A 23128-nucleotide genomic window follows, 5' to 3' on the forward strand; every position below is an offset into this window, starting at 1 on the left:
CATGACTGCAATCCCCAACACCCCGCTGTACATCAGCGACGTGACCCTGCGCGACGGCATGCACGCCGTGCGCCATCAATACTCCCTGGACCAGGTGCAGCGCATCGCCCGGGCCCTGGATGCCGCCCGGGTCGACAGCATCGAAGTGGCCCACGGCGACGGCCTGCAAGGCTCCAGCTTCAACTACGGGTTCGGCGCCCACAGCGACCTGGAGTGGATCGAAGCCGCTGCCGACGTGGTGCGCCATGCCCGGATCGCCACCCTGCTGCTGCCCGGGATCGGCACCGTGCATGACCTCAAGGCCGCCTACAACGCCGGTGCCCGCATCGTGCGGGTCGCCACCCATTGCACCGAAGCCGACGTGTCGCGCCAGCACATCGAGGCCGCCCGGGAACTGGGCATGGACACCGTGGGTTTCCTGATGATGAGCCACATGCTCGCGCCAGCCGAACTGGCCCGGCAGGCGCTGCTGATGGAAAGCTACGGCGCCACCTGCATCTACGTGGTCGACTCCGGCGGCGCGATGAACATGCAGGACATTCGCGAGCGCTTCCGTGCCTTCAAGGCCGTGCTCAAGCCCAAGACCGCGACCGGCATGCACGCCCACCACAACCTCGGCCTGGGGGTGGCCAACTCCATGGTCGCCGTGGAAGAAGGCTGCAACCGCATCGACGCCAGCCTTGCCGGCATGGGCGCCGGCGCCGGCAACGCACCGCTGGAAGTGTTTATCGCCGCCGCCGACAAGCTCGGCTGGGACCACGGCACCGACCTCTATGCCTTGATGGATGCCGCCGACGACCTGGTGCGGCCCCTGCAGGATCGCCCGGTGCGGGTCGACCGCGAAACCCTGGCCCTGGGCTATGCCGGGGTCTATTCGAGCTTCCTGCGCCACGCCGAAGTGGCCGCCGCCCGGTACGGCCTGAAAACCGTCGACATCCTGGTCGAGCTGGGCCGCCGGCGCATGGTCGGCGGCCAGGAAGACATGATCGTCGACGTCGCCCTCGACCTTCTCGCCCACCCTCAGGAGCAGCGCCCATGACCCCGGATACCGCCCGTATCGCCCACGCCCTCGACCAGGCCGCGCGCCGCGCCGAAGCCCTGGTGCAATTCAGCAGCGTCACCCCGTTCAGCCTGGAACAGGCCTACCGGATCCAGCGCGCCTCGATGCAGCACCGCTACGCCGATGGCGAACGCATGATCGGCGTGAAGCTGGGGTTTACCAGCCGCGCGAAGATGATCCAGATGGGGGTCGACAGCCTGATCTGGGGCTGGCTGACCGACGCCATGCTCGAAGAGGACGGCGGCCTGGTGGACCTGTCGCGCTACATCCACCCCCGGGCCGAACCCGAGCTGTGCTTTCTCACCAAACGCGCCATCGACGGCCCACTGACCCAGCTCGAGGCCGCCGACTACCTGGAAGCGGTGGCCCCGGCGATCGAGATCATCGACTCGCGCTACCAGGCCTTCAAGTTCAGCCTGGAGGACGTGGTGGCGGATAACTGTTCATCGGCCGGGCTGGTGGTGGGCGCCTGGTCCCGGGATTTCAGCGGCCTGGCCAATGCCGGGGTGCTGTTGCGTGTCGACGGACGCCTGGTGGAATGCGGCTCCAGCGCGGCGATTCTCGGCCATCCGCTGCGCAGCCTGGTGCAGGCCTCGCAGCTGTTGGCCAAGGCCGAAATCGCCCTGCCGGCCGGCAGCCTGATCATGGCCGGTGCCGCCACCGCTGCGGTTGCCCTGGTGCCCGGGAGCCACGTCGCGGTGGAGATCGCCGGCTACGGCGAATGTGGCTTCACCTGCAGCGGCACCCGCCCGGGAGTCGCGCCATGACCGCCAGCCGCTCGACCGTGGTGGCCGGCAAGGCCACGCCCCGGGGGCGCTTTCCCCATATCCGGCGCGCAGGGGATTTTCTGTATGTCTCGGGCACCAGCTCGCGGCGCCCGGACAACAGTTTCGACGGGGTCGAAGTCGACGCCATGGGCACCACCTGCCTGGACATTCGCGCCCAGACCCGCGCCGTCATCGAGAACATTCGCGATATCCTCGCCAGCGAAAATGCCGGCCTGCAGGACCTGGTGGAACTGTGCAGCTACCTGGTCGATATGAACGACTTCGGCGGCTACAACCAGGTCTACGCCGAGTACTTCGATGAAAGCGGCCCGACCCGCACCACCGTGGCCGTGCATCAATTGCCGCACCCGCACCTGCGGATCGAAATCAAGGCCGTGGCCTACGCCCCGCTCGATCGCGGTGGCGCCCCAGAACAACAATAAAAAAGAGCACCTCGAACATGGACAAGCATCACTACAGCCCACCCTTCAACTTCAACCGCTGGATCGACGAACACGCACACCTGCTCAAGCCCCCCGTGGGCAACCGCCAGGTGTGGCAGGACGCCGATTTCATGGTCACGGTGGTCGGTGGCCCGAACCAGCGCACCGACTTTCACGATGACCCGGTGGAGGAGTTTTTCTACCAGTTCCGGGGCAACGCCTACCTCAATATCTGGGACCGTGGGCGCTATGAGCGCATCGATTTGCGCGAGGGCGATATCTACCTGATGGCGCCCCACGTCATCCACTCGCCCCAGCGCCCGGAGCCCGGCAGCCTGTGCCTGGTCATCGAGCGCCAGCGGCCCCAGGGCCTGCATGACGCGCTGCAATGGTCGTGCGCCCATTGCGGCACCCTGATCAAGCGCTACGAGATGCAGTTGCAGAGCATCGTCCACGACCTGCCGCCGGTGTACGAACAGTTCTACGCCACCAGCGACAGCGAGCGGCGCTGCAACGAATGCGGCGAAACCCACCCTGGCCGCGACTGGCAGACCTGGCACCGAACCCTCAACGCAGCGAAGCACCCATGAAAATCGATATCCACTCGCACTTCTTCCCCCCCATCAGCCAGGCCGAGGCGGCCCGGCTCAACCCCGAGCGCGCGCCCTGGTTGCTGCGTGAGGGGCGCAAGGGCCAGATCATGGTCGGCGATAAGGCCTTTCGCCCGGTGCACGACGTGCTCTGGGACCCGCAGCGGCGCATCGAGCACCTCGACGAGCAAGGCCTGGACCAACAGGTCATGTGCGCCACGCCGGTGATGTTTGCCTACGACGCGCCCATCGCCAAAGCCCTGCCCTGGGCCCAGTTGATGAACGACCGCGCCCTGGAAATGACCGCCAGCGCTCCCGAGCGACTCAAGGTCCTGGCCCAGGTGCCACTGCAGGACCTCGACGCCGCCTGCCGCGAAGCCAGCCGGGCCAAGGCCTGTGGGCACGTCGGGGTGCAGATCGGCAACCATGTGGGCAACCATGACCTGGACCACGACAACCTGGTGAGCTTCCTCACTCACTGCGCCCACGACAACATCCCGGTGCTGGTGCACCCCTGGGACATGATGGGCGGCGAACGCATGAAAAAATGGATGCTGCCGTGGCTGGTGGCGATGCCGGCGGAGACCCAGTTGGGGATTCTATCGCTGATCCTGTCCGGGGCCTTCGAGCGCCTGCCCGAGTCGCTGCGCATCTGCTTCGCCCATGGTGGCGGCGGCTTTGCCTTTTTGCTGGGGCGGGTGGACAACGCCTGGCTGCACCGCGACATCGTGCGCGAGGACTGTCCGCAGTTGCCGTCGAGCTACGTCAAACGCTTCTTCGTCGACTCGGCGGTGTTCGACCCGGGCGCGCTCAAACTGCTGGTGGACGTGATGGGCAGCGACCGGGTGATGCTCGGTTCCGACTCGCCCTTCCCCCTCGGTGAGCAACGCATCGGTGCCGGGGTCCTGGAACACCCGCAACTGGACCGCACCCAGCAGGCGCAGATCCTCGCCGGCAACGCCCAGGCCTTCTTCGACCTGCACTGATCCCCGGGCCCCGGCGGCCCACCCCCTGTCTGACGGCGCTGGTACAACGCGCCGGGCGTGCCCGGTAACGGGCGACTGTGGCCGCCAGACAGCTTCGCTGCGCTCAACTCCAACAACAATCACAAGGAGCAAGCCATGTCCCACAGCACGCAAAACCTCACTGAACTGATCGACCAGAGCCCGCTCTCGCGTTTGCAGATACGGGTGCTGGTCCTGTGTTTCCTGGTGGTATTGCTGGACGGTTTCGACACCGCCGCCATCGGCTACATCGCCCCGGAACTCCTGCAAAGCTGGCACATCGAGCGCGCCCAACTGGCGCCGGTGTTTGGCGCCGGGCTGTTCGGCATGCTGCTGGGCAGCTTCTGCTTTGGCCCCCTGGCCGACCGCCATGGGCGCAAGAGCGTGCTGCTGGTGTGCGTGCTGATTTTCGCCCTCGGCACCCTGGCCTCGGCGCTCTCGCCGTCGGTGGAGGTGCTGGCGGTGTTGCGTTTTATCACCGGCATCGGCCTGGGCGGGGTGCTGCCCAACTGCATCACCCTGAGCTCCGAATACTCACCGGCGCGGCGGCGCATGCTGCTGGTCACCCTGAGTTATTCCGGGTTTACCCTGGGCCTGGCCCTGGGCGGCGCGGTGGCCGGGGTGCTGCTGCCCCTGGTGGGCTGGCAGGGCTTGCTGTTAATCGGTGGCCTGGCGCCGCTGCTGCTGTGGCCGGTGTTGTGGTTCGCCTTGCCCGAGTCGGTGTGTTTCATGGCCGACAGCCCGCGCCATCAGGCCGCATTGCGGCGCACAGTGGAGCGCATCAGCGGGCGCGAGGATTGGCACGGTGTGCGCTTTATCGGCGACGCCGCGCAACGCGCCGGGCACTCGTCGGTGGCGGCGCTGTTCAGCCAGGGCCAGATGGCCCGCACCCTGCTGCTGTGGCTGACCTTCTTCTGCTGCCTGTTTGTGTTCTACCTGCTGACCAACTGGCTGCCCACCGTGCTCCGCGGCAGCGGCTACAGCACGGCGAATGCGGCGCAGATCAGCGCGATGATTCCCCTGGGCGGAGTGCTCGGCGGGATCGCCATGGCCTTGCTGATGGACCGCCTGGGCGCCCTGCGCGTGCTGCCGCTGCTGTGCCTGACCGGCGCCGTGGCCCTGGCCTGCACCGGCAGCCAGTTGGAGCACGGCGCACGCTTGCTGGCGATTGTATTCCTGGCCGGTTTCAGCCTGACCGGGACCCTGAACAACCTCAGTGTCCTGGCCGCGACCCTGTACCCCACCCGCTCGCGCGCCACGGGCGTCAGCTGGGCACTGGCCGCCGGACGCGCCGGCTCGATCATCGGTTCGATGCTCGGCGGCTGGATCTTCAGCAGCGCGGGCGATCTGCCGCAATTCTTTATCTGGATCGCGGTGCCGGTGCTGATCGCCAGCCTGGCGCTGATGCTGATGAACAGCCAGGGCCGGCACCAAGAGGCGTCGGTCGAGAGCTGATGGCCAGGTACTGCTGAACCTGAAAAAAAATGCCGCTGCGCCCAACAGGCCCAGCGGCATTTTTTATGCGGCAACCGGCTTAGAAAATATCCAGCGGGTAGTCGGTGATCAGGCGGAACTCATCGATATTGCCCTCGCCCTGGGCCGCATTGGCGCGGTGCCAGGTTTGCCGCAGGCGCAGGCTCAGGTCCTTGAGCGGGCCGCTCTGCACCACGTAACGGGCTTCGAGGTTGGTCTCGCGGTGGGTGCCGTCCTTGCCGTAGAAACCAGCGTAGGGGCTGCCCACCGGCATGTGCGTACCGTCGATGCCGGAGCCGCGCAGGTAGCGCGCCATCAGCTTCAGGCCCGGTACGCCGTAGCTGTCCATCGCCAGGTCGTAGCGCAATTGCCAGGAGCGTTCGTTGGGGCCGTTGAAGTCCGAATACTGCGCCGAGTTCGGCAGGTAGATCGACGCCCCCTGGTCGCGGCCATTGCGCCCGTTGCGGTCGATATCGCCCACCCCGAGGTAGTCGAACGGCGTGTTGCCATCCACATTCTGCAGGGCCAGGGTCAGGCGATGGGCGCCCAGGCCGTAGAACACCGATGCGCCAAGGGTGGTGTTGTCGATGGCCCCGGCCTTGGCCTGCCCGGTGTCGACGGTGCGGTACAGGTTCAGGTCGAAGCCCACTTGCTGGCGCTCGTCCAGGTCGGTACTGCCGTTGAAGTTGGCGTAGTACTGGTTCCAGATGTCTGCAAAGCGTGCGGTGTACAGGCTGGCACCGAGCTTGTCGCTGAACTGGTAGTCGGCACCCAGGTAGTCCACCGACGGCGTGGTGACTCCGGCGTAGAACGCCCAGAGATCACCGTCACTGTTGGTGGTGACGTGGCCGCTGGCCGAGGTGAAGTGCCCGGCCCGCAGCTTCAGGCCTTGCACTTCCCGGCTGTCGAGGGCAAAGCCGGTGGCGGCCTGGGGAATCAGGCGGTTGTGGCCGACGGCGAACACCGGGGTGTCCACCGACTGCTCGCCGTAACGCAGCACGGTCTCGGAAATCCGCAGCTTGAGCGCCGCGCCACCCTTGGAGTATTCGTCCGCCGGCTTGCCGTTATCGTGCACCGGCAGGTTGTAGGTGCCGATCTTGCCGCCCGAGGCATCCAGCTTCAGGCCCAGGGTGCCGAAGGCATCGACCCCGACCCCGACCGTGCCTTGGGTAAAGCCGGAGCTGAAACGCGCGATAAAGCCCTGGGTCCAGTCTTTGCGGTCGCGGCGCCCGTCCTGGATGCTGCGGTTGAGGTAGTAGTTGCGGCTGAGCAGGGTCAGGTGGCTGTCTTCGATAAAGCCGCTTTCGCCCTCGCCAGCCGTGGCCCCCAACGGCAGCGAGCACAGCAGGGGCAGCAGCAACAGGGTATGGGGATGGGTTGGTTGACGCATGGGTGCCTCTTTTCTTGTTGTTGTAATAAGCCTGCACGCGCCATCGCGCACAGCCGTGAGCCCAAGCCGATAAGCGGCCCGGAACGGTCCAGGGGGGTCAGGGTGAAGGTGGGGCCGTGTCCGGCCCCGGGTACTCAGTGACGGATCGGCAACGGCTTGGGGGCGTCTGCAATGAGGGGCGCCTTGTGCCGGAAACGCAGGAAGTAAATCAGCAGGATCACCCCCAGGAACGGCAGGCCGATCCACAGGGTCAATTCGAACTCGGCGGTGAACAGCGTGGTGACCATCACCGCCAGCATCAGCAGCAAACCGCCGAGGCTGGTCCAGGGGTAGCCCCAGAGTTTGAACGCCAGCGGCTGGTCGCCCTGTTGCCGACGAAAGAACAGGTGGGTAAGGAAGATCCCGGCCCAGGTGAACATCGCGCCGAACATGGCAATCGACATCATCAGGGTGAAGGCCTTGTCGGCGTACGCCAGGTAGAGCAAGGTCGCCAAGGCAATTCCCAGGGACGACAGCAGCAGCGCCGGCAACGGCACGCCCTTGTCGCTGAGCTTGCCGAACACCGCCGGCGCCTGGCCGGCGCGCGACAGGCTGAACATCAGCCGGGTGGTGATATACAGCTGGCTGTTCATCGCCGACAGCGCGGCAATCAGGATCACCGCGTTGAACACCGCGCCCGCATAGGGAATGCCGGTGGCCGCCATCACCGTGACGAACGGGCTTTCGCCACCGCTGTTTTTGCCCCAGGGCACAATGGCCAGGACCAGCGCGATGGTCAGCAGGTAGAACACCACCAGCCGCACCACGGTAATGCGAAAGGCACGGGTCACGGCCTGTTGCGGGTCCTTGGCCTCGCCGGCGGCGACCGCGATCATCTCGATGCTCAGGTAACTGAAGAACGCCACGATCACCGCCACCCAGGTGCCCCACAGGCCATTGGGGAAGAACCCGCGGTCATTGCTGTAGTTGGCAAAGCCGATGCTCGATTGGGCCGGGGCGTCGAACACCACCCAGGCGCCGAGCAGGATAAAACCGACGATGGCGCACAGCTTGAGCAAGGAAAAAACATACTCGATGCTGCCGAACACTTTGACGCTGAAGGCGTTGGCCAGAATCAGCGCCATCGAGAAGGTGACCATCCAGTAGCCACCCGGCACCTCGGGGTACCAGTACTTCATGTACATCGCCGCCGCGGTGATTTCGGTGCCCACGGCAAACACGATGGAGGCCCAGTAGGCATAGCGGATGGCGAAGCCGAACCAGGGCGCGACGTAGAACTCGGCGAACGAGCCGAACGAACCCGAGGTCGGGTGGCGCACGGTCATTTCCGCCAGGCAGCCCATCAGCAGCAGCGCGATCACCGCGCCGATGCCGTAGCTGATCAGCACGCTGGGGCCGGCAAAGCCGATGGCGAAACCACTGCCCAGGAACAGCCCGGTACCAATGGCGCCACCGATGGCGATCATCGACAGCTGGCCACTGGTCAGGCTCTGCTTGAGGCCTTTTTCGCGGTCTGAAACCTGTTCGAATGTGCGTGTTGTTTTTGTCATGACATTCATGCTCCAGGGCTTGGCGTGGGAACTCAGGTCACCGATTTACGGGCAAGGAATTCCGGGCGATCCCATTCTTGTTGTTCAAGGATGTGTTTGAGGGCGGCCACGGCATCCCAGACATCCTGGTAACCGTTGTAGAGCGGCGCGAAACCGAAGCGCAAAAGGTCCGGCGCGCGGAAGTCGCCGATGATGCCGCGCGCGATCAGTGCCTGCATCACCGCGTAGGCCTGGGCATGGGCCAGGGACACCTGGCTGCCGCGCTGCCCGGCCTCGCGCGGGCTGCGCAGCTCCACACCGAGCCCGCCCAGGTGCTGATCACAGAGCTCGATGAACAGGTCGCCCAGGGCTTCGCTCTTGGCCCGCAGGGCGCTCATGTCGACGTCGTCGAACACCTCCAGCGCGGCCTCCAGGGCCAATACCCCGAGTTGCGGCGCGGTGCCCACCAGCATGCGGTCGATGGTCGGGTGCGGGACGTAGTCGTGGGTGAAATCAAAAGGCTTGGCGTGGCCGTGCCAACCGGTGAGCGGCTGGCGCACCTGGGGAATATGGCGTTCGGCGACAAACACGAATGCCGGCGCTCCCGGGCCACCGTTGAGGTATTTGTAGCCACAGCCCACGGCGAAGTCGGCGCCGGCCTGGTTCAGCTCGATGGGCATGGCCCCGGCCGAGTGGCACAGGTCCCAGACCACCAGCACCCCGAGCTCGTGGGCACGGGCGGTAATGGCCGCCATGTCGTAGCGGCGCCCGGACTTGAAGTTGACGTGGGTCAGCGAGAGGATCGCCACGTCTTCGCCAAGGGCGTCCAGCACCTGCTCCGGCTCCACGCAGCGCAACTCGCAGGCGGTCAGCTCGGCCACGCCCTGGGCGATGTACACGTCGGAGGGGAAGTTGCCGCGCTCGGCCAGAATCACCTTGCGCCCCGGCTGCATGCGCAGGGCCGCCACCAGCACCTTGAACAGGTTGATCGAGGTCGAATCGGCGACGATCACCTCATGACCCTGGGCTCCGATCAGCCGGGCGATTTTGGCTCCGGTGCGCTGCGGCGCCGGGTACCAGTCGGCATCGTTCCAGGACCGGATCAGGCCCTGGGCCCACTCCTGGCGCAAGACCTTGTCCATGCGCTCGGGCACATGGGCCGGCATCGCGCCAATGGAGTTGCCATCGAAGTAGATCTGGTCCCTGGGCAAATCAAAACGTGCGCGAAAACGCCTGAGTTCATCCACCTGGTCAAGATGAACGCAATAATCGCGCGTACGGAGCGGGGTCGAGCTGGACATACGGATCCCTCGGGGCATTGTTCTTATTAGTCGGTGCGGCAGACAGCCCACAGACGCCCGCGGATCCTAACTCCGGCATCCATTACCCGATAATAGAAAAGGTGACCCTGGGTATTCCAAATCGACATAGATATCGCAAGCGCTGAAGCCCTCGCGAACACCCCGCGGGGAAACCCCGCGGGAAACCCCCTGTAGCCGCTCGGGCCGCGTTTGGACGCTGGCCCGTGAGGACGCCGTGGCGCATCAAGGCACGAGGATTATTTTCTCGCTGGTGCCTTGGTTGACCTGGGCGTAGCGCTCCAGCCCCTGTTCCAGGGGCGCTTCTACCAGGCCTTCGGGCAATGGCAGCAAGCCTTGATCGAAGAACCGACCAAACTGCTCCAGCATCAGGGCGCAGGCGTCGACGCCGTACAGCAGCGAGTTGATCCCCACCAGCGAGCCGCCCCGCCGGTACAGGGCCAGGGCCGGCAGTTGCACGTGGCCGTCGACCGGTGCGGCGATGATCGCGATGCGACCAAACGGGGCCAGGGCCGGCACCGCGGCCGGCAACCAGAAGCCGGTGGTGTCGAAAATCACCTCGGCACCGCCGCTGTAGAGGTCATTGACCTGCGCCGCCAAGGCTTCGGGCTCGGTCAATTGCAAGGTGGCATACCCCTGGGCCCGCAGCGCCTCGGCCTGCTCGGGTCGACGCACCGCCGCCAGTACCTTGGCACCGCTGACCTTGGCCAGGGCCAGGGCCGCAGTGGCCACGGCACCACCGCCGATCACCAGCAGACGCGTACCCGAGCCCACCTGGCTGCGTTGCAAGGCATCCCAGGCCGTGGTGTACGGCACCCCCAGGCTGGCGGCCTGGGCAAAACTCAGGTGCCGGGGTTTAGGCGCCACGCCCTTGGCCGACAGCACCACGTACTCGGCATGGCAGCCATCGGCGAAAAAGCCCAGTTCCTTGCCGGTGCCCCAGACTTCCTGCCCCAGCAGCGCCTGCGGCCCGTCCACCACCACCCCGGCAAAATCGCGCCCGGGGATGCGCGGCAAGGTGGTGTAGGGAAAGCGCCCCAGCACGTTCTTTACATCACTGGGGTTGAGGCCCGCCGCCTTGATCTGCACCAACACCTGCCCGGCGCCCGGCACCGGAGTCGGCACCTCGACCGATTGCAGCGCCGCGAGGTCACCGGTACGGGAAAATTGCAGTGCTTTCATAAGTGTCTTCATCCAACTGAGTAAGGGGTTTCAGGACCACCAGCCACTGAGCCACTGCCGCCCGATGGGCCACAGCTGCTCCCCGGCCAACATGCCGAGCAGGCCCACCAGGGCGATGGCCGGAGGTGCCGGAGAACGAACGTTCAGGGCGCCATAGAGCAAGCCGACGCCCAGGCCGATGGCCAGGGAAATGAGGTAACTCATGACAGACTCCATGGGGGGCGGGAGTGATTGGGCATGCCGCGAGTGTAGGCAGGTGCCGCCCGGGCGATCGGTCAAGGGCTTCTGAATTTCGGCCAAGATGAGGCGCGACACCGGGTCGACGCACGGCCATCGCCAGCGCCCTTGCCCTGCCCCGGCGCTGTCAGCCCGCTGCGCGCAGGCCCTGCTCCGCGCCGTACTGCGACGGCGCCACCCCCAGCTCGCGGCGGAACATGTCGCTGAAGCTGCTGGGGGAATAGCCCAACTCCCGGGCGATGCTGCCGATCGGCACGCCCTGGATCAGCTCGGCGGCGGCCGTGGCCAGTTGCACCTGGCGGCGCCACTGCGCAAAGCCCATGCCCAGACCATCCTTGAACAGCCGGGCCAGGGTGCGCACGCTGGCCCCGGCCGCATCGGCGTGCTGCTCGAAGGAAATGGCCAGGGACGGTGCAGCCATCACCGCCTGGCACAGGTTCATCAGCCGTCGCTCGCCACCGTCCGGCAGGGGGATTTTCAGCAACGAACGCCGGGCCCGGCGCAGCTCCAGCAAGGCCAGCCCCACCAGCGCCTCGTAGTACTCCGGCTGCGGCTGATCCTGTTCGACCAGACGCACGATCAACTCGCGCAGCAGGTTATCCACCTGCAACACCTGGACCTGGCTGTCCAGCGTCGCCGCCAGGGACGGGCGCAGGTAGATATTGCGCATCTGCAGGTCGCTGACCACGCGAATGCCGTGGGGCACCCCAGGTGGCAACCACACCGCGCGCTGGGGCGGCACCACCAGCGCCTCGCTGGGCGTCTCGACCCACATCACCCCGCTCATGGCGTACAGCAACTGGCCCCAGACATGCTGGTGCGGCTCGATAAACAGCCCGCGCGGGTAGGTGCGCGCCAGGGGTTGCACCGGCACATCGGTATCGCTGAGGTCGGGGGGCGTGGCAATGGCCATGACAAGGCACGTGATTGATCGAGGGGTGGCCATGGTAACCAGCCGCTCCGGGCGCCGCCAGCGCCAGCCGATCCCCCCGAACGGGGCCCTGTGCACTGTGCGACGAACCCGTTCGAATGAATCGGCGCCAAGGGCTCTACCGCTGGTGCCGCCGCCGGGCAATCGGAGTGAATTATTTGCGCCACGCAGGATCACTTAAGCATCACAGGGAGAATTAATGGCTTTATGAACAACGCAAAACTTTTCGTCATCGAATACACCCTGCACGGCACGCCGAAGTCTTTCATCATCCGCCTGGACAAGATGGACAACGCCGAAGCCTGGCATTGGGCAAGCTGCGATGCAGGGGTCGGCCGGATCGGGCGTTTCGGTCGGGAGCAGGTGAAAAAAACCAGCAAGCCGCTGGCGGAGAAATTCGGCATCGAAAACGTGACGTGGCGCCCGTCAGTCTGAAACCTCAGTCTTGATCCCGCTAAAGCAGATTCACCTTCATCACGCCAGGCGTTGAAAGCGGAGCCCTACCCGGCTCCGCCTGTCATTGGCCGTCAGCCCTCCCCGGAACCCTCGGCACATTTGCAGCCCTCGGTCGATGCACAGGGCTGGCCCTGGGCATGGTGCTCGGCACAGCCTTCGCAGCAGTAGTGCTTGCCCTGATGGACGATGGCATTGGCGCCGACTTTGCATTTGCAGCTCGGGCAGGCACAGGTCTGATCATTCATGGTGTGACTCCTTTGGCAGTGGTCGTCAGGGCGCAGGGTTTTTCCGCCCCTGAAACAGTGACTGCCTGGGGTGAAAGCAAGTTCCGGGAACTTGACGCTCGCTCACGCTCAAGCAACGCGGCTCGGCGCCGGCTAAGATAGCCGCCCCACCGCCCGCCCCGACAGGACGTCACCATGCGCAAGGAATACCTGGCCTTTTTCAGCTCGCTGTTTGTCTCGCGGCTGGCAGATCAGATTCTGCTGTTCCTGGTGCCGCTGATCGTGTTCCAGACCACCGGCAGCGCTGCCTGGGCCGGCCTGGCGTTTTTCATTGAATCACTGCCGCGCTACCTGGCCTTTCCGGTGTGCGGCGCCCTCTGCGACAAGTACTCGCCGATCAAGGTGCTGCACATCAGCCAGGTCTACCGGGCCCTGGCCTGTGTGCTGGCGATGGCGCTGCACGGGGTCTTCGGCGGGATCGGCTGGATGATCGCGCTCTCGGCGCTGTGCGGGGTGCTGACCACCCAGGGCCTGATGGCCCGGGAAGTGCTGTTGCCGCACATCTTCAGTGATTACAGCTACACCAAGACCCTGTCCTACTCGCAGATTGCCGATCAGGCCGGCCTGGTGCTCGGGCCCCTGGTGGCCGCGCTGCTGCTGGAATTCTGCGCCTGGCACTGGGTGGTGCTGTGGGTGGCCGGGCTGTTCCTGCTGGCCGACCTGGGGATGGGAGTGTGGCAGCGCCACAACCGCACCCCCCTGGAAAGCTTCGATCAACACCGGGATATCTGGCTGCAACCGCTGCGCATCGCTTTCCGGCATATCGCTGAGCAGCCACAACTGCAGAAAATCATCACCCTGGCGGTCGGGGTCAACCTGATCATCGGCGTGACCCTGGCCACCTCGGCGGCCATGGTCATCGGCCAGTACAGCGCCAGCAAAGATGACTACGCCAGCCTGCAAGCGGTCGGCGCCCTGGTGACCATCGGCATCCTGCTGTTTCTCGCCCGCGTCACCCTGCCACTGCGGGTGCTGGGGCTGGTGGCCTACCTGATGATTGGCGGCGGCGCCTTTATCTGCGCCCTGAGCCCGGGGCTGTCGGGCTATGTGCTGGGTTTTTTGCTGATTGTCGGCTTCGACAAAATGTTCAATGTCTATATCCGCAGCCTGCGCCAGCAAGTGATTCCGACCCGGGACTTCGGCAAGACCGTGGGCGTGCTGACCCTGCTCAACAACCTGTCCCAACCCCTGGCCGGTTTGCTGGTGGCGCTGCTGGCCACGCCCTGGGGCACACAACGGGTGATCCTGGCCCTGGCCGGGCTCAGTGCGCTGATCGGCATCGGCGCGCTGTGGCGCTTCGGCAGCGGCGCCAGACCTGAGCGGGGCTGATCAGTCCCAGCCCTCCAGGCGCAAGGTGGCGCGCACCAGGCGCTGCTCTTCGTTTTCGATTTCCCGCAGGTTGTCGCAGATGCTCTGGATATGGGCCACCGCCGCCTTGCGCGCCTGTTCGGGCAGGCGGCCGGTCACGGCGTTGTAGAGCCGCGCATGCTGGCGATCGATCTGGCGTTTCTGCACGTCGCGGTGGTAGAGGTTGTTGACCGAGGCGAACACCGAGCTCAACAGCAGATCGGTCAATGAAGCCAGGGTCTGCACCAGCACCGGGTTATGGGAGGCCTCGCAGATCGCCAGATGGAAGGCATGATCGAGCCGGGCGTGGGCCGAGGCCTCCAGCGTCTGCTCGCGGGCGTCGACCAGGGCCTGATAGGCGCGGCCGATCAACACAAAATCGGCCTCGGTGCCGCGCAATGCCGCCAGGCGCGCCGACTCGCCTTCCAGCAGGCTGCGCACCTCGAACAGGTCATACAGGGTCCGCGGCTGGGAGCTGAACAGGTGCATCAACGGCGAGGCCGGGCCCTGCCCTGACAAGTCTGCGACGAACGAACCCTTGCCCTGGGCGGTGTCGATAATGCCCCGCGCCCGCAGCAGTTGCAGGCCTTCGCGCAAGGCGGTGCGCGAGACGCCGAGTTTTTCCGTGAGCCGTCGCTCCGAGGGTAAGCGCTGCCCGGTCTTGAGCACGCCGTCGACGATCAAGCGCTCGATGCGCTGGCACACCACGTCTGCGACATGGGGTTGTGGCGGGGTATGGCTGGCGCTCATGGACTCTCCAACTGGTATGACCAGAAGCGACCGCTAAACCCCGGCCACCGACTGGGCGATTCAAGCCATTGAAATGCGTGGTTTTAAGTCGACCCGCAAGCAGTCACCGCTGCACAAACTGGTTCGACCACCCTGGCGCCCGATGGACAGTAAAGCCCGCTGGGCCAATGATGCAAGGCAGCCGTTGCTGACAACGCGCCCTAATAAAAACAACTCAGGGTCATTAGCCGCCCATGAATATTCTCTACGACGAACGCGTCGACGGTGCCCTGCCGACGGTGGACAAAGCCGCATTGCTCAAGACCCTGCAAGCGCGCTTGCCGGACCTGGAGCTGCTGCATCAGCTGGAAGAATTGCGCCCCTATGAATGCGATGGGCTCTCGGCGTACCGCACTACGCCGATGCTGGTGGCCCTGCCGCGCCACCTCGACCAGGTGCAGACCCTGTTGCAGATCTGCCATGAATGGCGGGTTCCGGTGGTGGCACGCGGCGCTGGCACCGGGTTGTCCGGCGGCGCCCTGCCCCTGGAAAAAGGCCTGCTGCTGGTGATGGCGCGCTTCAACGCCATCTTGCACATCGACCCGGCAGCCCGCACCGCCCGGGTCCAGCCGGGGGTGCGCAACCTGGCAATCTCCCAGGCGGCGGCGCCCTTTGGCCTGTATTACGCGCCCGACCCGTCGTCGCAGATCGCCTGCTCCATCGGCGGCAACGTTGCGGAAAACGCCGGTGGCGTGCACTGCCTGAAATACGGGCTGACGGTGCACAACCTGTTGCAGGTGGACGTGCTCACAGTCGAGGGCGAGCGCCTTATCCTGGGCAGCGAAGCCCTGGATTCCCCGGGGTTCGACCTGCTGGCGCTGTTCACCGGTTCCGAAGGCATGCTCGGGGTGATCACCGAGGTCACGGTCAAGCTGCTGCCCAAGCCGCAGATCGCCAAGGTGCTGCTGGCGGCGTTCGACTCGGTGGAAAAGGCCGGCGCCGCGGTGGCCGACATCATCGCCGCCGGCATCATCCCCGGTGGCCTGGAGATGATGGACAACCTGGCGCTGCGCGCCGCCGAAGACTTTATTCACGCCGGCTACCCGGTGGAGGCCGAGGCCATTCTGCTGTGTGAACTGGACGGTGTGGAAGCCGATGTGCACGACGACTGCGAGCGGGTGCGCGCCGTGCTGGAACGCGCCGGCGCCACCGAGGTGCGCCAGGCCCGGGACGAAGCCGAACGCGTGCGCTTCTGGGCCGGGCGCAAGAACGCGTTTCCGGCGGTGGGCCGGCTGTCACCGGATTACTACTGCATGGACGGCACCATCCCCCGCCGCGAACTGCCCGGGGTGCTCAAGGGCATTGCCGCGCTGGCCGCCGAGTACCAGTTGCGGGTGGCCAACGTCTTTCATGCCGGCGACGGCAATATGCACCCGCTGATTCTGTTCGATGCCAACCAGCCCGGCGAACTGGACCGCGCCGAAGCCCTGGGGGGCAAGATCCTCGAACTGTGCGTCAAGGTCGGCGGCAGCATCACCGGCGAACACGGCGTCGGCCGGGAAAAGATCAACCAGATGTGCGCCCAGTTCAACAGCGACGAGTTGACCCTGTTCCACGCGGTCAAGGCCGCCTTCGACCCCGGCGGCCTGCTCAATCCGGGCAAGAACATCCCGACCCTGCATCGCTGCGCCGAATTCGGCGCAATGCATGTGCACCTGGGGCAACTGCCCTTCCCTGAGCTGGAGCGTTTCTGATGACCGAGCCACAGAACGTCGACGCCAGCGCCAGCCTGTTGGAACAGGTCAACCAGGCCCTGCTGCGCCGCACACCGCTGCGGATCCAGGGCGGCAACAGCAAGGCCGGCCTCGGGCGCCCCACCGAGGGCCAGGTGCTCGACACCCGCGCCCATCGCGGCATCGTCAGCTACGACCCGACCGAACTGGTGATCACCGTCCGCGCCGGCACCCCGCTGCACCAGCTGCACGCCGCACTGGAGCGCGCCGGGCAGATGCTGCCCTGCGAGCCGCCGAGCCTGGGGGCCGAGGCCACTGTCGGCGGCATGGTCGCCGCCGGGTTGTCCGGGCCACGGCGGCCGTGGTCGGGCTCGGTGCGCGACTATGTGCTTGGGACCCGGGTCATCACCGGCACCGGCAAGCACCTGCGCTTTGGCGGCGAAGTGATGAAAAACGTCGCCGGCTACGACCTTTCGCGCTTGCTCGCCGGCAGTTTCGGCTGCCTCGGCCTGCTCACCGAAGTTTCGCTGAAGGTCCTGCCCAAGCCCCGGCAGTGCCTGAGCCTGGCCCTGGAAATGGACAGCGCCCGGGCCTTGGCCAAGCTCGCCGAATGGGGCCAGCAGCCACTGCCGATCAGTGCCGCCAGCCACGATGGCCAGCGCCTGCACCTGAGGCTGGAGGGCGGCGCCGGATCGGTGGCGGCGGCCCACGAGCGTCTGGGGGGCGAGCCATTGGCGTCCGCCTACTGGAGCGACCTGAACGAACAGCGCCTGGCATTTTTTGCCCAGGCACTGCCGCTGTGGCGCCTGTCGCTGCCGACCAACACCGGCCCCCTGGACCTGCCCGGCGAGCAGTTGATCGATTGGGCCGGGGCCCAGCGCTGGCTCAAGTCCGACGCCAGTGCCGAACAGATCCGCGCCCGGGTCCAGGCCGTCGGCGGGCACGCCACCTGCTACCGTCCGGGCCTGATCGACAGCCCGTTCCAGCCGCTGGCGCCGACCCTGCTGCGCTATCACCGGCAACTCAAGGCACAACTGGACCCGCAAGGGATCTTCAACCCGGGCCGACTGTACGCGGAGCTTTGAACCATGCAGACCACGTTGAGCGACCAGGCGCGGCAACTGCCCCGCGCCGCAGAGGCCGAACGCATCCTGCGCAGTTGCGTGCATTGCGGTTTCTGCAACGCCACCTGCCCGACCTATCAGCTGCTGGGGGATGAACTGGATGGCCCGCGCGGGCGGATCTACCTGATCAAGCAGGTGCTCGAAGGCCAGACGGCGACGGTCAAGACCCAGCAGCACCTGGACCGCTGCCTGTCGTGCCGCAACTGTGAAACCACCTGCCCCTCCGGGGTCGACTACCACAACCTGCTGGACATCGGTCGCGCGCTGGTGGACGCCACGGTGCCGCGCCCGCTGGGCCAGCGCCTGCTGCGCCAGGGGCTGAGGGCGCTGGTGCCCAACCCGCAGTTGTTCAAGGCCCTGGTCAACAGCGGCGAACGCTTGCGCCCGCTGCTGCCCCAGGCCCTGCAAGGCAAGCTGCCGCGCCGGGTCCAGGTGGCCGAGGCGCGCCCCGGCAACGCCCATGCGCGCCAGGTGCTGCTGCTCGAAGGCTGTGTGCAGCCGGGGCTGTCGCCCAATACCAATGCCGCCACCGCGCGGGTCCTGGACCGCCTGGGCATCGGCATCCGGCCCGTGCCCCAGGCCGGCTGCTGCGGCGCTGTGGACTATCACCTGGATGCCCAGGAAGTAGGCCTGGATCGGGCGCGACGCAATATCGACGCCTGGTGGCCACTGCTGGAAAACGGCGCCGAAGCCATCGTCCAGACCGCCAGCGGCTGCGGCGCCTTCGTCAAGGATTACGCGCACCTCCTGGCCCATGACCCGCGCTACGCGGCCAAGGCCGAACGGGTCAGTGCCATGGCCCGCGACCTGGTGCAGGTCCTGGGCGACGAGCCCCTGGAACAGCTCGGCGTCCACGGCGAGCAGCGCCTGGCCTTCCACTGCCCCTGCACCTTGCAGCACGCGCAGAAACTCGGCGGCGCGGTGGAGGCGGTGCTCGTGCGCCTGGGCTTCAACCTCACGGCGGTGCCCGACAGCCACCTGTGCTGCGGCTCGGCGGGCACCTATTCACTGACCCAGCCCGAGTTGGCGCGACAACTGCGTGACAATAAACTCAGCGCCCTGGAAAGTGGCCACCCCGATGTCATCGTCACCGCCAATATCGGCTGCCAGACCCACCTCGACGGCGCCGGCCGCACGCCGGTCCGGCACTGGATCGAACTGGTGGACGGTGCATTGCCCCATCAGCCCCCTGCTCCCCGGAGAACCCCATGAACAGCAAAGCCGTATTGAGCCAGACCGAAGTCAGCCAGATCCTTGCCGCCGCGCGCGACGAGGCCCAGGCCAACCAGTGGGCGGTGAGCATCGCCATCGTCGATGACGGCGGCCATCCGCTGGCCTTCGAACGCCTGGACGGCGCCTCGCCGGCCAGTGCCTATATCGCCACCGAAAAGGCCCGGACTTCGGCCCTGGGTCGCCGCGAATCGCGGCTCTACGAAGAGATGGTCAACGGCGGGCGCACGGCGTTTCTCTCGGCACCGCTGTTGATCTGCCTCGAAGGCGCGGTGCCGATCATCGTCGACGGCCAGGTGGTCGGCGCCGTCGGGGTGTCGGGGGTCAAGTCCGAGCAGGACGCCCAGGTCGCCCGCCGCGGCGCCCAAAGCCTCGGCTGAATCCCCCGTGGCTCAGGCCTGGCGGGCACTGCTGCGGTACATGAACAGCAGCGCCAAGGCCAGGCAGACCATCGCCAGCACCCGGCTGCCCGACAACTCGATGGCCGGGTTGCCGAGCCAGCCGAAGTTGTCGATCAGCATGCCCATGCCCAGTTGCCCGACGATCACCGCCACCGTGGCCACCGCTGTGCCGACCCGGGGCACCGCGCCGACCATGACCATCATGTACACCACACCGAACAGCGCGCCGGCCAGTTGCCACTTGGGCACATCAAGCAGACTCACGGCGTGCGCCGGCTCGAAAAAAACAATCAGCAGCGCCGTCACCACCGCGCCCACGGCAAAAGTCAGCAGGCTGCTGCGCAGGACCCCAACCGTCTCTCCCAGGCGCCCATTGATCGCCGCCTGCACACTCAACACCGCACCGGCGGCCACTACCACAACCAACAATAGAATCAGGCTCATGCTTAACCTCGGGCAATCAGGACAAGGGCGGCGACAATCAGCGCCAGGGCCAGCCAGCGCTCGCCGTTGACCCGCTTGCGGGCACTGCCGAACCAGCCGAAATGGTCGATCAACACGCTCTTGCCGACCTGGCCGGAGAGGATCGCGATCATGGTCATGGCGATGCCGATATGGGGCGTGGCCAGGGTCAGCACCACCACATAGATCGGCCCCAGAAAGCCGCCGATCAACTGCCAGCGCGGCAGCTCGCTGAAGGCCGGGCCCTGCTGGCGGCCGCTGAGCAGCAACAGCAGAAACAGCAGCGCCGCACCGACGCCGAAGATGCTCAAGGTCGCCCACAGATGCCCGACTTGCACCCCCAGCGGCCCGAGCAGCCCGGCCTCCACCGACAGCCCCATGCCGGCGAGGATCACCAGCGGCAGCAGCAACAGGCGCAGCCAGGGGTTGGGAACGGGGGCCGCCACGGCCGGGGTCGGGGCTGCCGCGACGTGATCAAGGGAAGAAGCCTGCATGGGAAACCTGCGTCAAGGAGTAAGGGAATGCGCCCATTATCGATTGCCGATCCTTTGCGATAAATGGGAGCATGCCGACAACACCTTTGCGTATTACGCACAGAAAGGACTGATCATGCACGGCTTCAATGAACTGGGTTTCAAGGCACTGCGCCTGTTTGTGGCGGTGCTCGACCTCGGCAGCTTTTCCGCGGTGGCCCGGCGCGAAGGCCTGGCGCCGTCGTCGATCTCGCGGCAGATCCAGCTGATGGAACAGGCCCTGAGCCAGCAGTTGCTCTACCGCCATACCCGGGCAGTCAGCCCCACCGAGGCCGGACGCCTGCTGGGCTACCACGCGCGGCGGGTCCTGGCGCAGTGGGAAGAAGCCGAACAGGCGCTGCAGGAACAGGAAAGCGAGCCCAGCGGGCTGGTGCGGATCAACGCACCGGTGGTGTTTGGCCAGCGCCACCTGTCGCCGTGGCTGGGGGAACTGTGTCGGCGTTATCCGAAATTGCAGCTGGATATCCAGCAGACCGACAGCTACGTCGACCCCTTGCAGGAAGGCGCCGACCTGCTGTTTCGCATCGGCAGCCTCAACGATTCGGGGATGCAGGCACGGATCTTCGCCCCGCACCGCTACCGCATCGCCGCCAGCCCGGCGTACCTCGCCGAACACGGCACGCCGCACCACCCCGAGCAACTGGCGGCGCACCAGTGCCTGGCCTACAAGGGCGAGACCGGCCAGCAGCGCTGGTTCTTCCGCCAGGACGACATGGACTGGACGCCCTACAGCGTCAAAGGCGCGATCACCGGCAACCACGCCGACACCCTGACCCAGGCCGCCGAGCAAGGGCTGGGGTTGGTACTGTTTCCGTCGTGGCTGATCGGCGAAGCCCTGCGCGAAGGACGGCTGGTGGCGCTGTTCGGCGACTACCAGGTAGCCACCAGCCTCGAACCCCAACAAATCGCCGCCCTGTGGCCTGGCAGCCGACGCCTGTCAGTGAAAGTACGCACCGTGATCGACTTCTTCGTCGAAAAATTCGGCCCCGTGCCCTACTGGGACCAATAACCGTAGCCGCTGCCGAGGCACAGGCTGCGCTAGCCAGTAAAAGCACCTGATTTTAGAAGTGTTGGGAACGCGCAGTTGCCAATCCAGGCCGGCCGAAGGGCCGCCGTCTTGCTCTTGATTTTGATCTGAAGCGCCCCGTTAAACCACGATGGCCGAGCGCAGGCAGTGAGCCGTGGGTAACCCGGCAGGACGCCGGGTTAGCCGCGCTGGGCCAGGGATGGCCCATCGCGGCGGCCCACGGATCACTGCTGGAGTGAGGGCATGCCGAGCCTAGGCGAGGCACCGAGTGGTGGGGCAAGAGCCCTTTGGTTACTTTGGGGCTTTTCCAAAGTGACCCGCTGTAAGAGCGGAACCCATACCCGCCACACCCGCAGCAACGGATATGCCCCCCAATAAAACCAAGGCGCCAGGTCTTGGGGGCCGCTGCGGGCCCAGCGGGAGCAAGCTCCCTCGCCACAAGATGTACGAAACCCCGGAGCCACATCCAAAGCCCCCCCAAAAAAACCCTCAACCCCACTACAGAACACTCAACCCAACCACTGCCCAATCAACCACGCATTAGCCGCACTAATCACAACAAACAACCCCCAAGCGAGAACCCGAGTCGGCCACCGATTAACAAACACCCCCATCAATTGCCGATCGTTAGTCATACGAATCAGCGGATACAACGCAAACGGCAACTGCAGACTCAACACCACCTGACTCAACACCAGCAGCTGCCCCACCGCCCCATCCCCCAACAACCAGACCCCAACAAACGCCGGAATCAGCGCCAGACCACGGGTAATCAAACGCCGCTGCCAGCACGGCAAACGCAGATTGAGGTAACCCTCCATAATCACCTGGCCGGCAATGGTCCCGGTAAAGGTCGAACTCTGCCCCGACGCCAGCAACGCCACGCCAAACAGCACACTGGCCAGGGCCCCGCCCACCAGGGGATCAAGCAGGTGATAGGCATCCTGAATCTCCACCACCTCGGTGTGCCCGGTCTGGTGAAACGCCGCGGCAGCGAGGATCAGGATCGCCGCGTTGACCAGCAGCGCCAGGGCCAGGGAGCCGATGGTGTCGATGCGCGACAGCTTGATCGCATCCTCGCGACTGGCCTGGTCGTGCCCCACCAGCCGGGTCTGCACGATCGAAGTGTGCAGGTACAGGTTATGGGGCATCACCGTGGCGCCGAGGATACCGATCGCCAGGTACAGCGGCGCGGCGTCGCTGACCGCCGCCAGCGACGGGACAAAGCCACGAGCCACGTCCGGCCAGTAGGGTTTGATCAGCAGCAACTCGATGAAAAAACACACGCCGATGGTTGCCACCAGCACCAGCATGATCGCTTCCAGGCGACGAAAGCCCCGGTTCTGCAGGGCCAGGATCAGCAAGGTGTCGAAGGCGGTAATGATGATCCCGGTGCTCAGCGACACCCCGAGCAACAGGTGGAACGCCAGGGCGCAGCCCAGCACTTCGGCCAGGTCGGTGGCAATGATCGAGATCTCCGCCAGCAGCCACTGGGTGCGCGCCGCGCGGGGGCTGTAGCGCTGGCGACAGAGTTGCGCCAGGTCGCGCCCGGTGGCGATGCCCAGCCGCGAACACAGACATTGCACGACCATCCCCGCCAGGCTCGCCAGCAGCACCACGAACAACAGGCTGTAGCCATAGCGCGAGCCGGCCTCAATGGCCGTGGCCCAGTTGCCGGGGTCCATGTAGCCAATGGAAATCAGCAGTCCGGGGCCGGCGAAACGCAGGACACGCTTGAACAACGAGGCAGTGGGGTCAACGCTGATACTGCCCGCCACTTCCGGTGGACAGAAGGGAGCGGTAGCGATTTTCGGCAAGGTCAATTTCACGGACACATCCAGCAACATGAAACAATGGCCCAGCTTAGACGTTTGCGC

The 23128-nt window shown here is 65.9% G+C and carries 24 protein-coding genes; 13 read left to right on the forward strand and 11 right to left on the reverse strand.

The genetic code is table 11. The features are described from left to right. Position 1: 1 nt before the first annotated feature. The 6 genes from dmpG to ACOZJV_RS07835 all read left to right on the forward strand — a co-directional run bounded on the left by dmpG (position 2) and on the right by ACOZJV_RS07835 (position 5319). Positions 2-1039 (forward strand): 4-hydroxy-2-oxovalerate aldolase, encoded by a 1038-nt coding sequence (dmpG, locus tag ACOZJV_RS07810; protein ID WP_421547271.1) that lies wholly within the window; start codon positions 2-4, stop codon positions 1037-1039. Further along, positions 1036-1827, forward strand: coding sequence for a 2-keto-4-pentenoate hydratase (locus ACOZJV_RS07815; RefSeq protein ID WP_078473655.1), 792 nt, complete (start codon positions 1036-1038; stop codon positions 1825-1827). The genes dmpG and ACOZJV_RS07815 overlap by 4 nt, the downstream gene beginning before the upstream one ends. After that, positions 1824-2270, forward strand: a complete 447-nt coding sequence (locus tag ACOZJV_RS07820) for a RidA family protein (RefSeq protein WP_078473656.1) — start codon at positions 1824-1826, stop codon at positions 2268-2270. The genes ACOZJV_RS07815 and ACOZJV_RS07820 overlap by 4 nt, the downstream gene beginning before the upstream one ends. Before the next feature lie 17 nt (positions 2271-2287). Next, on the forward strand, positions 2288-2860 hold the full coding sequence (locus ACOZJV_RS07825; RefSeq protein WP_078473657.1) for a 3-hydroxyanthranilate 3,4-dioxygenase: 573 nt from the start codon (positions 2288-2290) through the stop codon (positions 2858-2860). Continuing rightward, positions 2857-3846, forward strand: a complete 990-nt coding sequence (locus ACOZJV_RS07830; RefSeq protein WP_421547272.1) for an amidohydrolase family protein — start codon at positions 2857-2859, stop codon at positions 3844-3846. Before ACOZJV_RS07825 ends, ACOZJV_RS07830 begins: the two co-directional genes overlap by 4 nt. 135 nt (positions 3847-3981) lie before the next feature. Then, positions 3982-5319, forward strand: coding sequence for an MFS transporter (locus ACOZJV_RS07835; RefSeq protein WP_421547273.1), 1338 nt, complete (start codon positions 3982-3984; stop codon positions 5317-5319). 79 nt (positions 5320-5398) lie between these two features. Here the strand turns inward: ACOZJV_RS07835 and ACOZJV_RS07840 are convergent, their stop codons facing one another. The 6 genes from ACOZJV_RS07840 to ACOZJV_RS07865 form a co-directional block, all read right to left on the reverse strand. Further along, positions 5399-6727 (reverse strand): OprD family porin, encoded by a 1329-nt coding sequence (locus tag ACOZJV_RS07840; RefSeq protein ID WP_421547274.1) that lies wholly within the window; start codon positions 6725-6727, stop codon positions 5399-5401. Positions 6728-6861: 134 nt separating this feature from the next. Then, positions 6862-8277 carry an amino acid permease gene (locus ACOZJV_RS07845; protein WP_421547275.1) on the reverse strand — a complete coding sequence of 472 codons (1416 nt, stop codon included), beginning with the start codon at positions 8275-8277 and terminating at the stop codon, positions 6862-6864. 32 nt (positions 8278-8309) lie between these two features. Next, positions 8310-9557: a kynureninase gene (gene kynU / locus ACOZJV_RS07850; protein ID WP_078473662.1), complete on the reverse strand. Its 1248-nt coding sequence runs from the start codon at positions 9555-9557 to the stop codon at positions 8310-8312. 243 nt (positions 9558-9800) lie between these two features. After that, the gene (locus ACOZJV_RS07855; RefSeq protein WP_421547276.1) at positions 9801-10757 is read right to left on the reverse strand and encodes a quinone oxidoreductase family protein; all 957 of its coding nucleotides are present in this window, start codon (positions 10755-10757) and stop codon (positions 9801-9803) included. 30 nt (positions 10758-10787) lie between these two features. After that, positions 10788-10961 carry a DUF1427 family protein gene (locus tag ACOZJV_RS07860; protein WP_020294512.1) on the reverse strand — a complete coding sequence of 58 codons (174 nt, stop codon included), beginning with the start codon at positions 10959-10961 and terminating at the stop codon, positions 10788-10790. A 160-nt stretch (positions 10962-11121) separates the two neighbouring features. Further along, positions 11122-11907 (reverse strand): AraC family transcriptional regulator, encoded by a 786-nt coding sequence (locus tag ACOZJV_RS07865; RefSeq protein WP_421547277.1) that lies wholly within the window; start codon positions 11905-11907, stop codon positions 11122-11124. A 225-nt stretch (positions 11908-12132) separates the two neighbouring features. Between ACOZJV_RS07865 and ACOZJV_RS07870 the strand changes: the two genes are divergently transcribed. Then, positions 12133-12360, forward strand: a complete 228-nt coding sequence (locus tag ACOZJV_RS07870; protein ID WP_020294514.1) for a DUF6555 family protein — start codon at positions 12133-12135, stop codon at positions 12358-12360. A gap of 92 nt (positions 12361-12452) precedes the next feature. On the opposite strand, the gene ACOZJV_RS07875 is transcribed toward ACOZJV_RS07870, so the two are convergent. Next, a complete protein-coding gene (locus ACOZJV_RS07875; RefSeq protein WP_078473665.1) occupies positions 12453-12626 on the reverse strand; it encodes a metallothionein in 174 nt (57 codons plus the stop codon). Between the two features lie 174 nt (positions 12627-12800). Between ACOZJV_RS07875 and ACOZJV_RS07880 the strand changes: the two genes are divergently transcribed. Next, positions 12801-13994, forward strand: a complete 1194-nt coding sequence (locus ACOZJV_RS07880) for an MFS transporter (protein WP_421547278.1) — start codon at positions 12801-12803, stop codon at positions 13992-13994. Here ACOZJV_RS07880 and glcC read toward each other — a convergent pair whose 3' ends face one another. Then, a complete protein-coding gene (gene glcC, locus ACOZJV_RS07885; protein ID WP_201130412.1) occupies positions 13995-14762 on the reverse strand; it encodes a transcriptional regulator GlcC in 768 nt (255 codons plus the stop codon). It abuts the gene before it with no gap. Between the two features lie 233 nt (positions 14763-14995). On the opposite strand from glcC, the gene glcD reads away from it, so the two are divergent. The 4 genes from glcD to ACOZJV_RS07905 are packed head-to-tail and all read left to right on the forward strand — an operon-like array spanning position 14996 to position 19208. Continuing rightward, the gene (gene glcD / locus ACOZJV_RS07890) at positions 14996-16495 is read left to right on the forward strand and encodes a glycolate oxidase subunit GlcD (RefSeq protein ID WP_421547279.1); all 1500 of its coding nucleotides are present in this window, start codon (positions 14996-14998) and stop codon (positions 16493-16495) included. Further along, positions 16495-17559, forward strand: coding sequence for a glycolate oxidase subunit GlcE (gene glcE / locus ACOZJV_RS07895; RefSeq protein WP_078473669.1), 1065 nt, complete (start codon positions 16495-16497; stop codon positions 17557-17559). The genes glcD and glcE overlap by 1 nt, the downstream gene beginning before the upstream one ends. Before the next feature lie 3 nt (positions 17560-17562). Further along, complete coding sequence (gene glcF, locus ACOZJV_RS07900) at positions 17563-18810, forward strand: glycolate oxidase subunit GlcF (protein ID WP_421547280.1); 1248 nt, start codon at positions 17563-17565, stop codon at positions 18808-18810. Further along, positions 18807-19208, forward strand: a complete 402-nt coding sequence (locus tag ACOZJV_RS07905; protein WP_201130410.1) for a heme-binding protein — start codon at positions 18807-18809, stop codon at positions 19206-19208. The genes glcF and ACOZJV_RS07905 overlap by 4 nt, the downstream gene beginning before the upstream one ends. A 12-nt stretch (positions 19209-19220) precedes the next feature. On the opposite strand, the gene ACOZJV_RS07910 is transcribed toward ACOZJV_RS07905, so the two are convergent. Further along, positions 19221-19673 (reverse strand): DMT family transporter, encoded by a 453-nt coding sequence (locus tag ACOZJV_RS07910; RefSeq protein WP_078473672.1) that lies wholly within the window; start codon positions 19671-19673, stop codon positions 19221-19223. Between the two features lie 2 nt (positions 19674-19675). Beyond that, the gene (locus tag ACOZJV_RS07915) at positions 19676-20185 is read right to left on the reverse strand and encodes a DMT family transporter (RefSeq protein ID WP_078473673.1); all 510 of its coding nucleotides are present in this window, start codon (positions 20183-20185) and stop codon (positions 19676-19678) included. 115 nt (positions 20186-20300) lie between these two features. Here ACOZJV_RS07915 and ACOZJV_RS07920 point away from each other — a divergent pair, with 115 nt between their 5' ends. Further along, complete coding sequence (locus ACOZJV_RS07920) at positions 20301-21233, forward strand: LysR family transcriptional regulator (protein ID WP_078473733.1); 933 nt, start codon at positions 20301-20303, stop codon at positions 21231-21233. A 527-nt stretch (positions 21234-21760) separates the two neighbouring features. On the opposite strand, the gene ACOZJV_RS07925 is transcribed toward ACOZJV_RS07920, so the two are convergent. After that, a complete protein-coding gene (locus ACOZJV_RS07925) occupies positions 21761-23080 on the reverse strand; it encodes an Nramp family divalent metal transporter (RefSeq protein WP_421547281.1) in 1320 nt (439 codons plus the stop codon). Positions 23081-23128 lie beyond the last annotated feature (48 nt).

The organism is Pseudomonas sp. QD4 (assembly GCF_049199125.1).
Lineage (GTDB): Bacteria > Pseudomonadota > Gammaproteobacteria > Pseudomonadales > Pseudomonadaceae > Aquipseudomonas.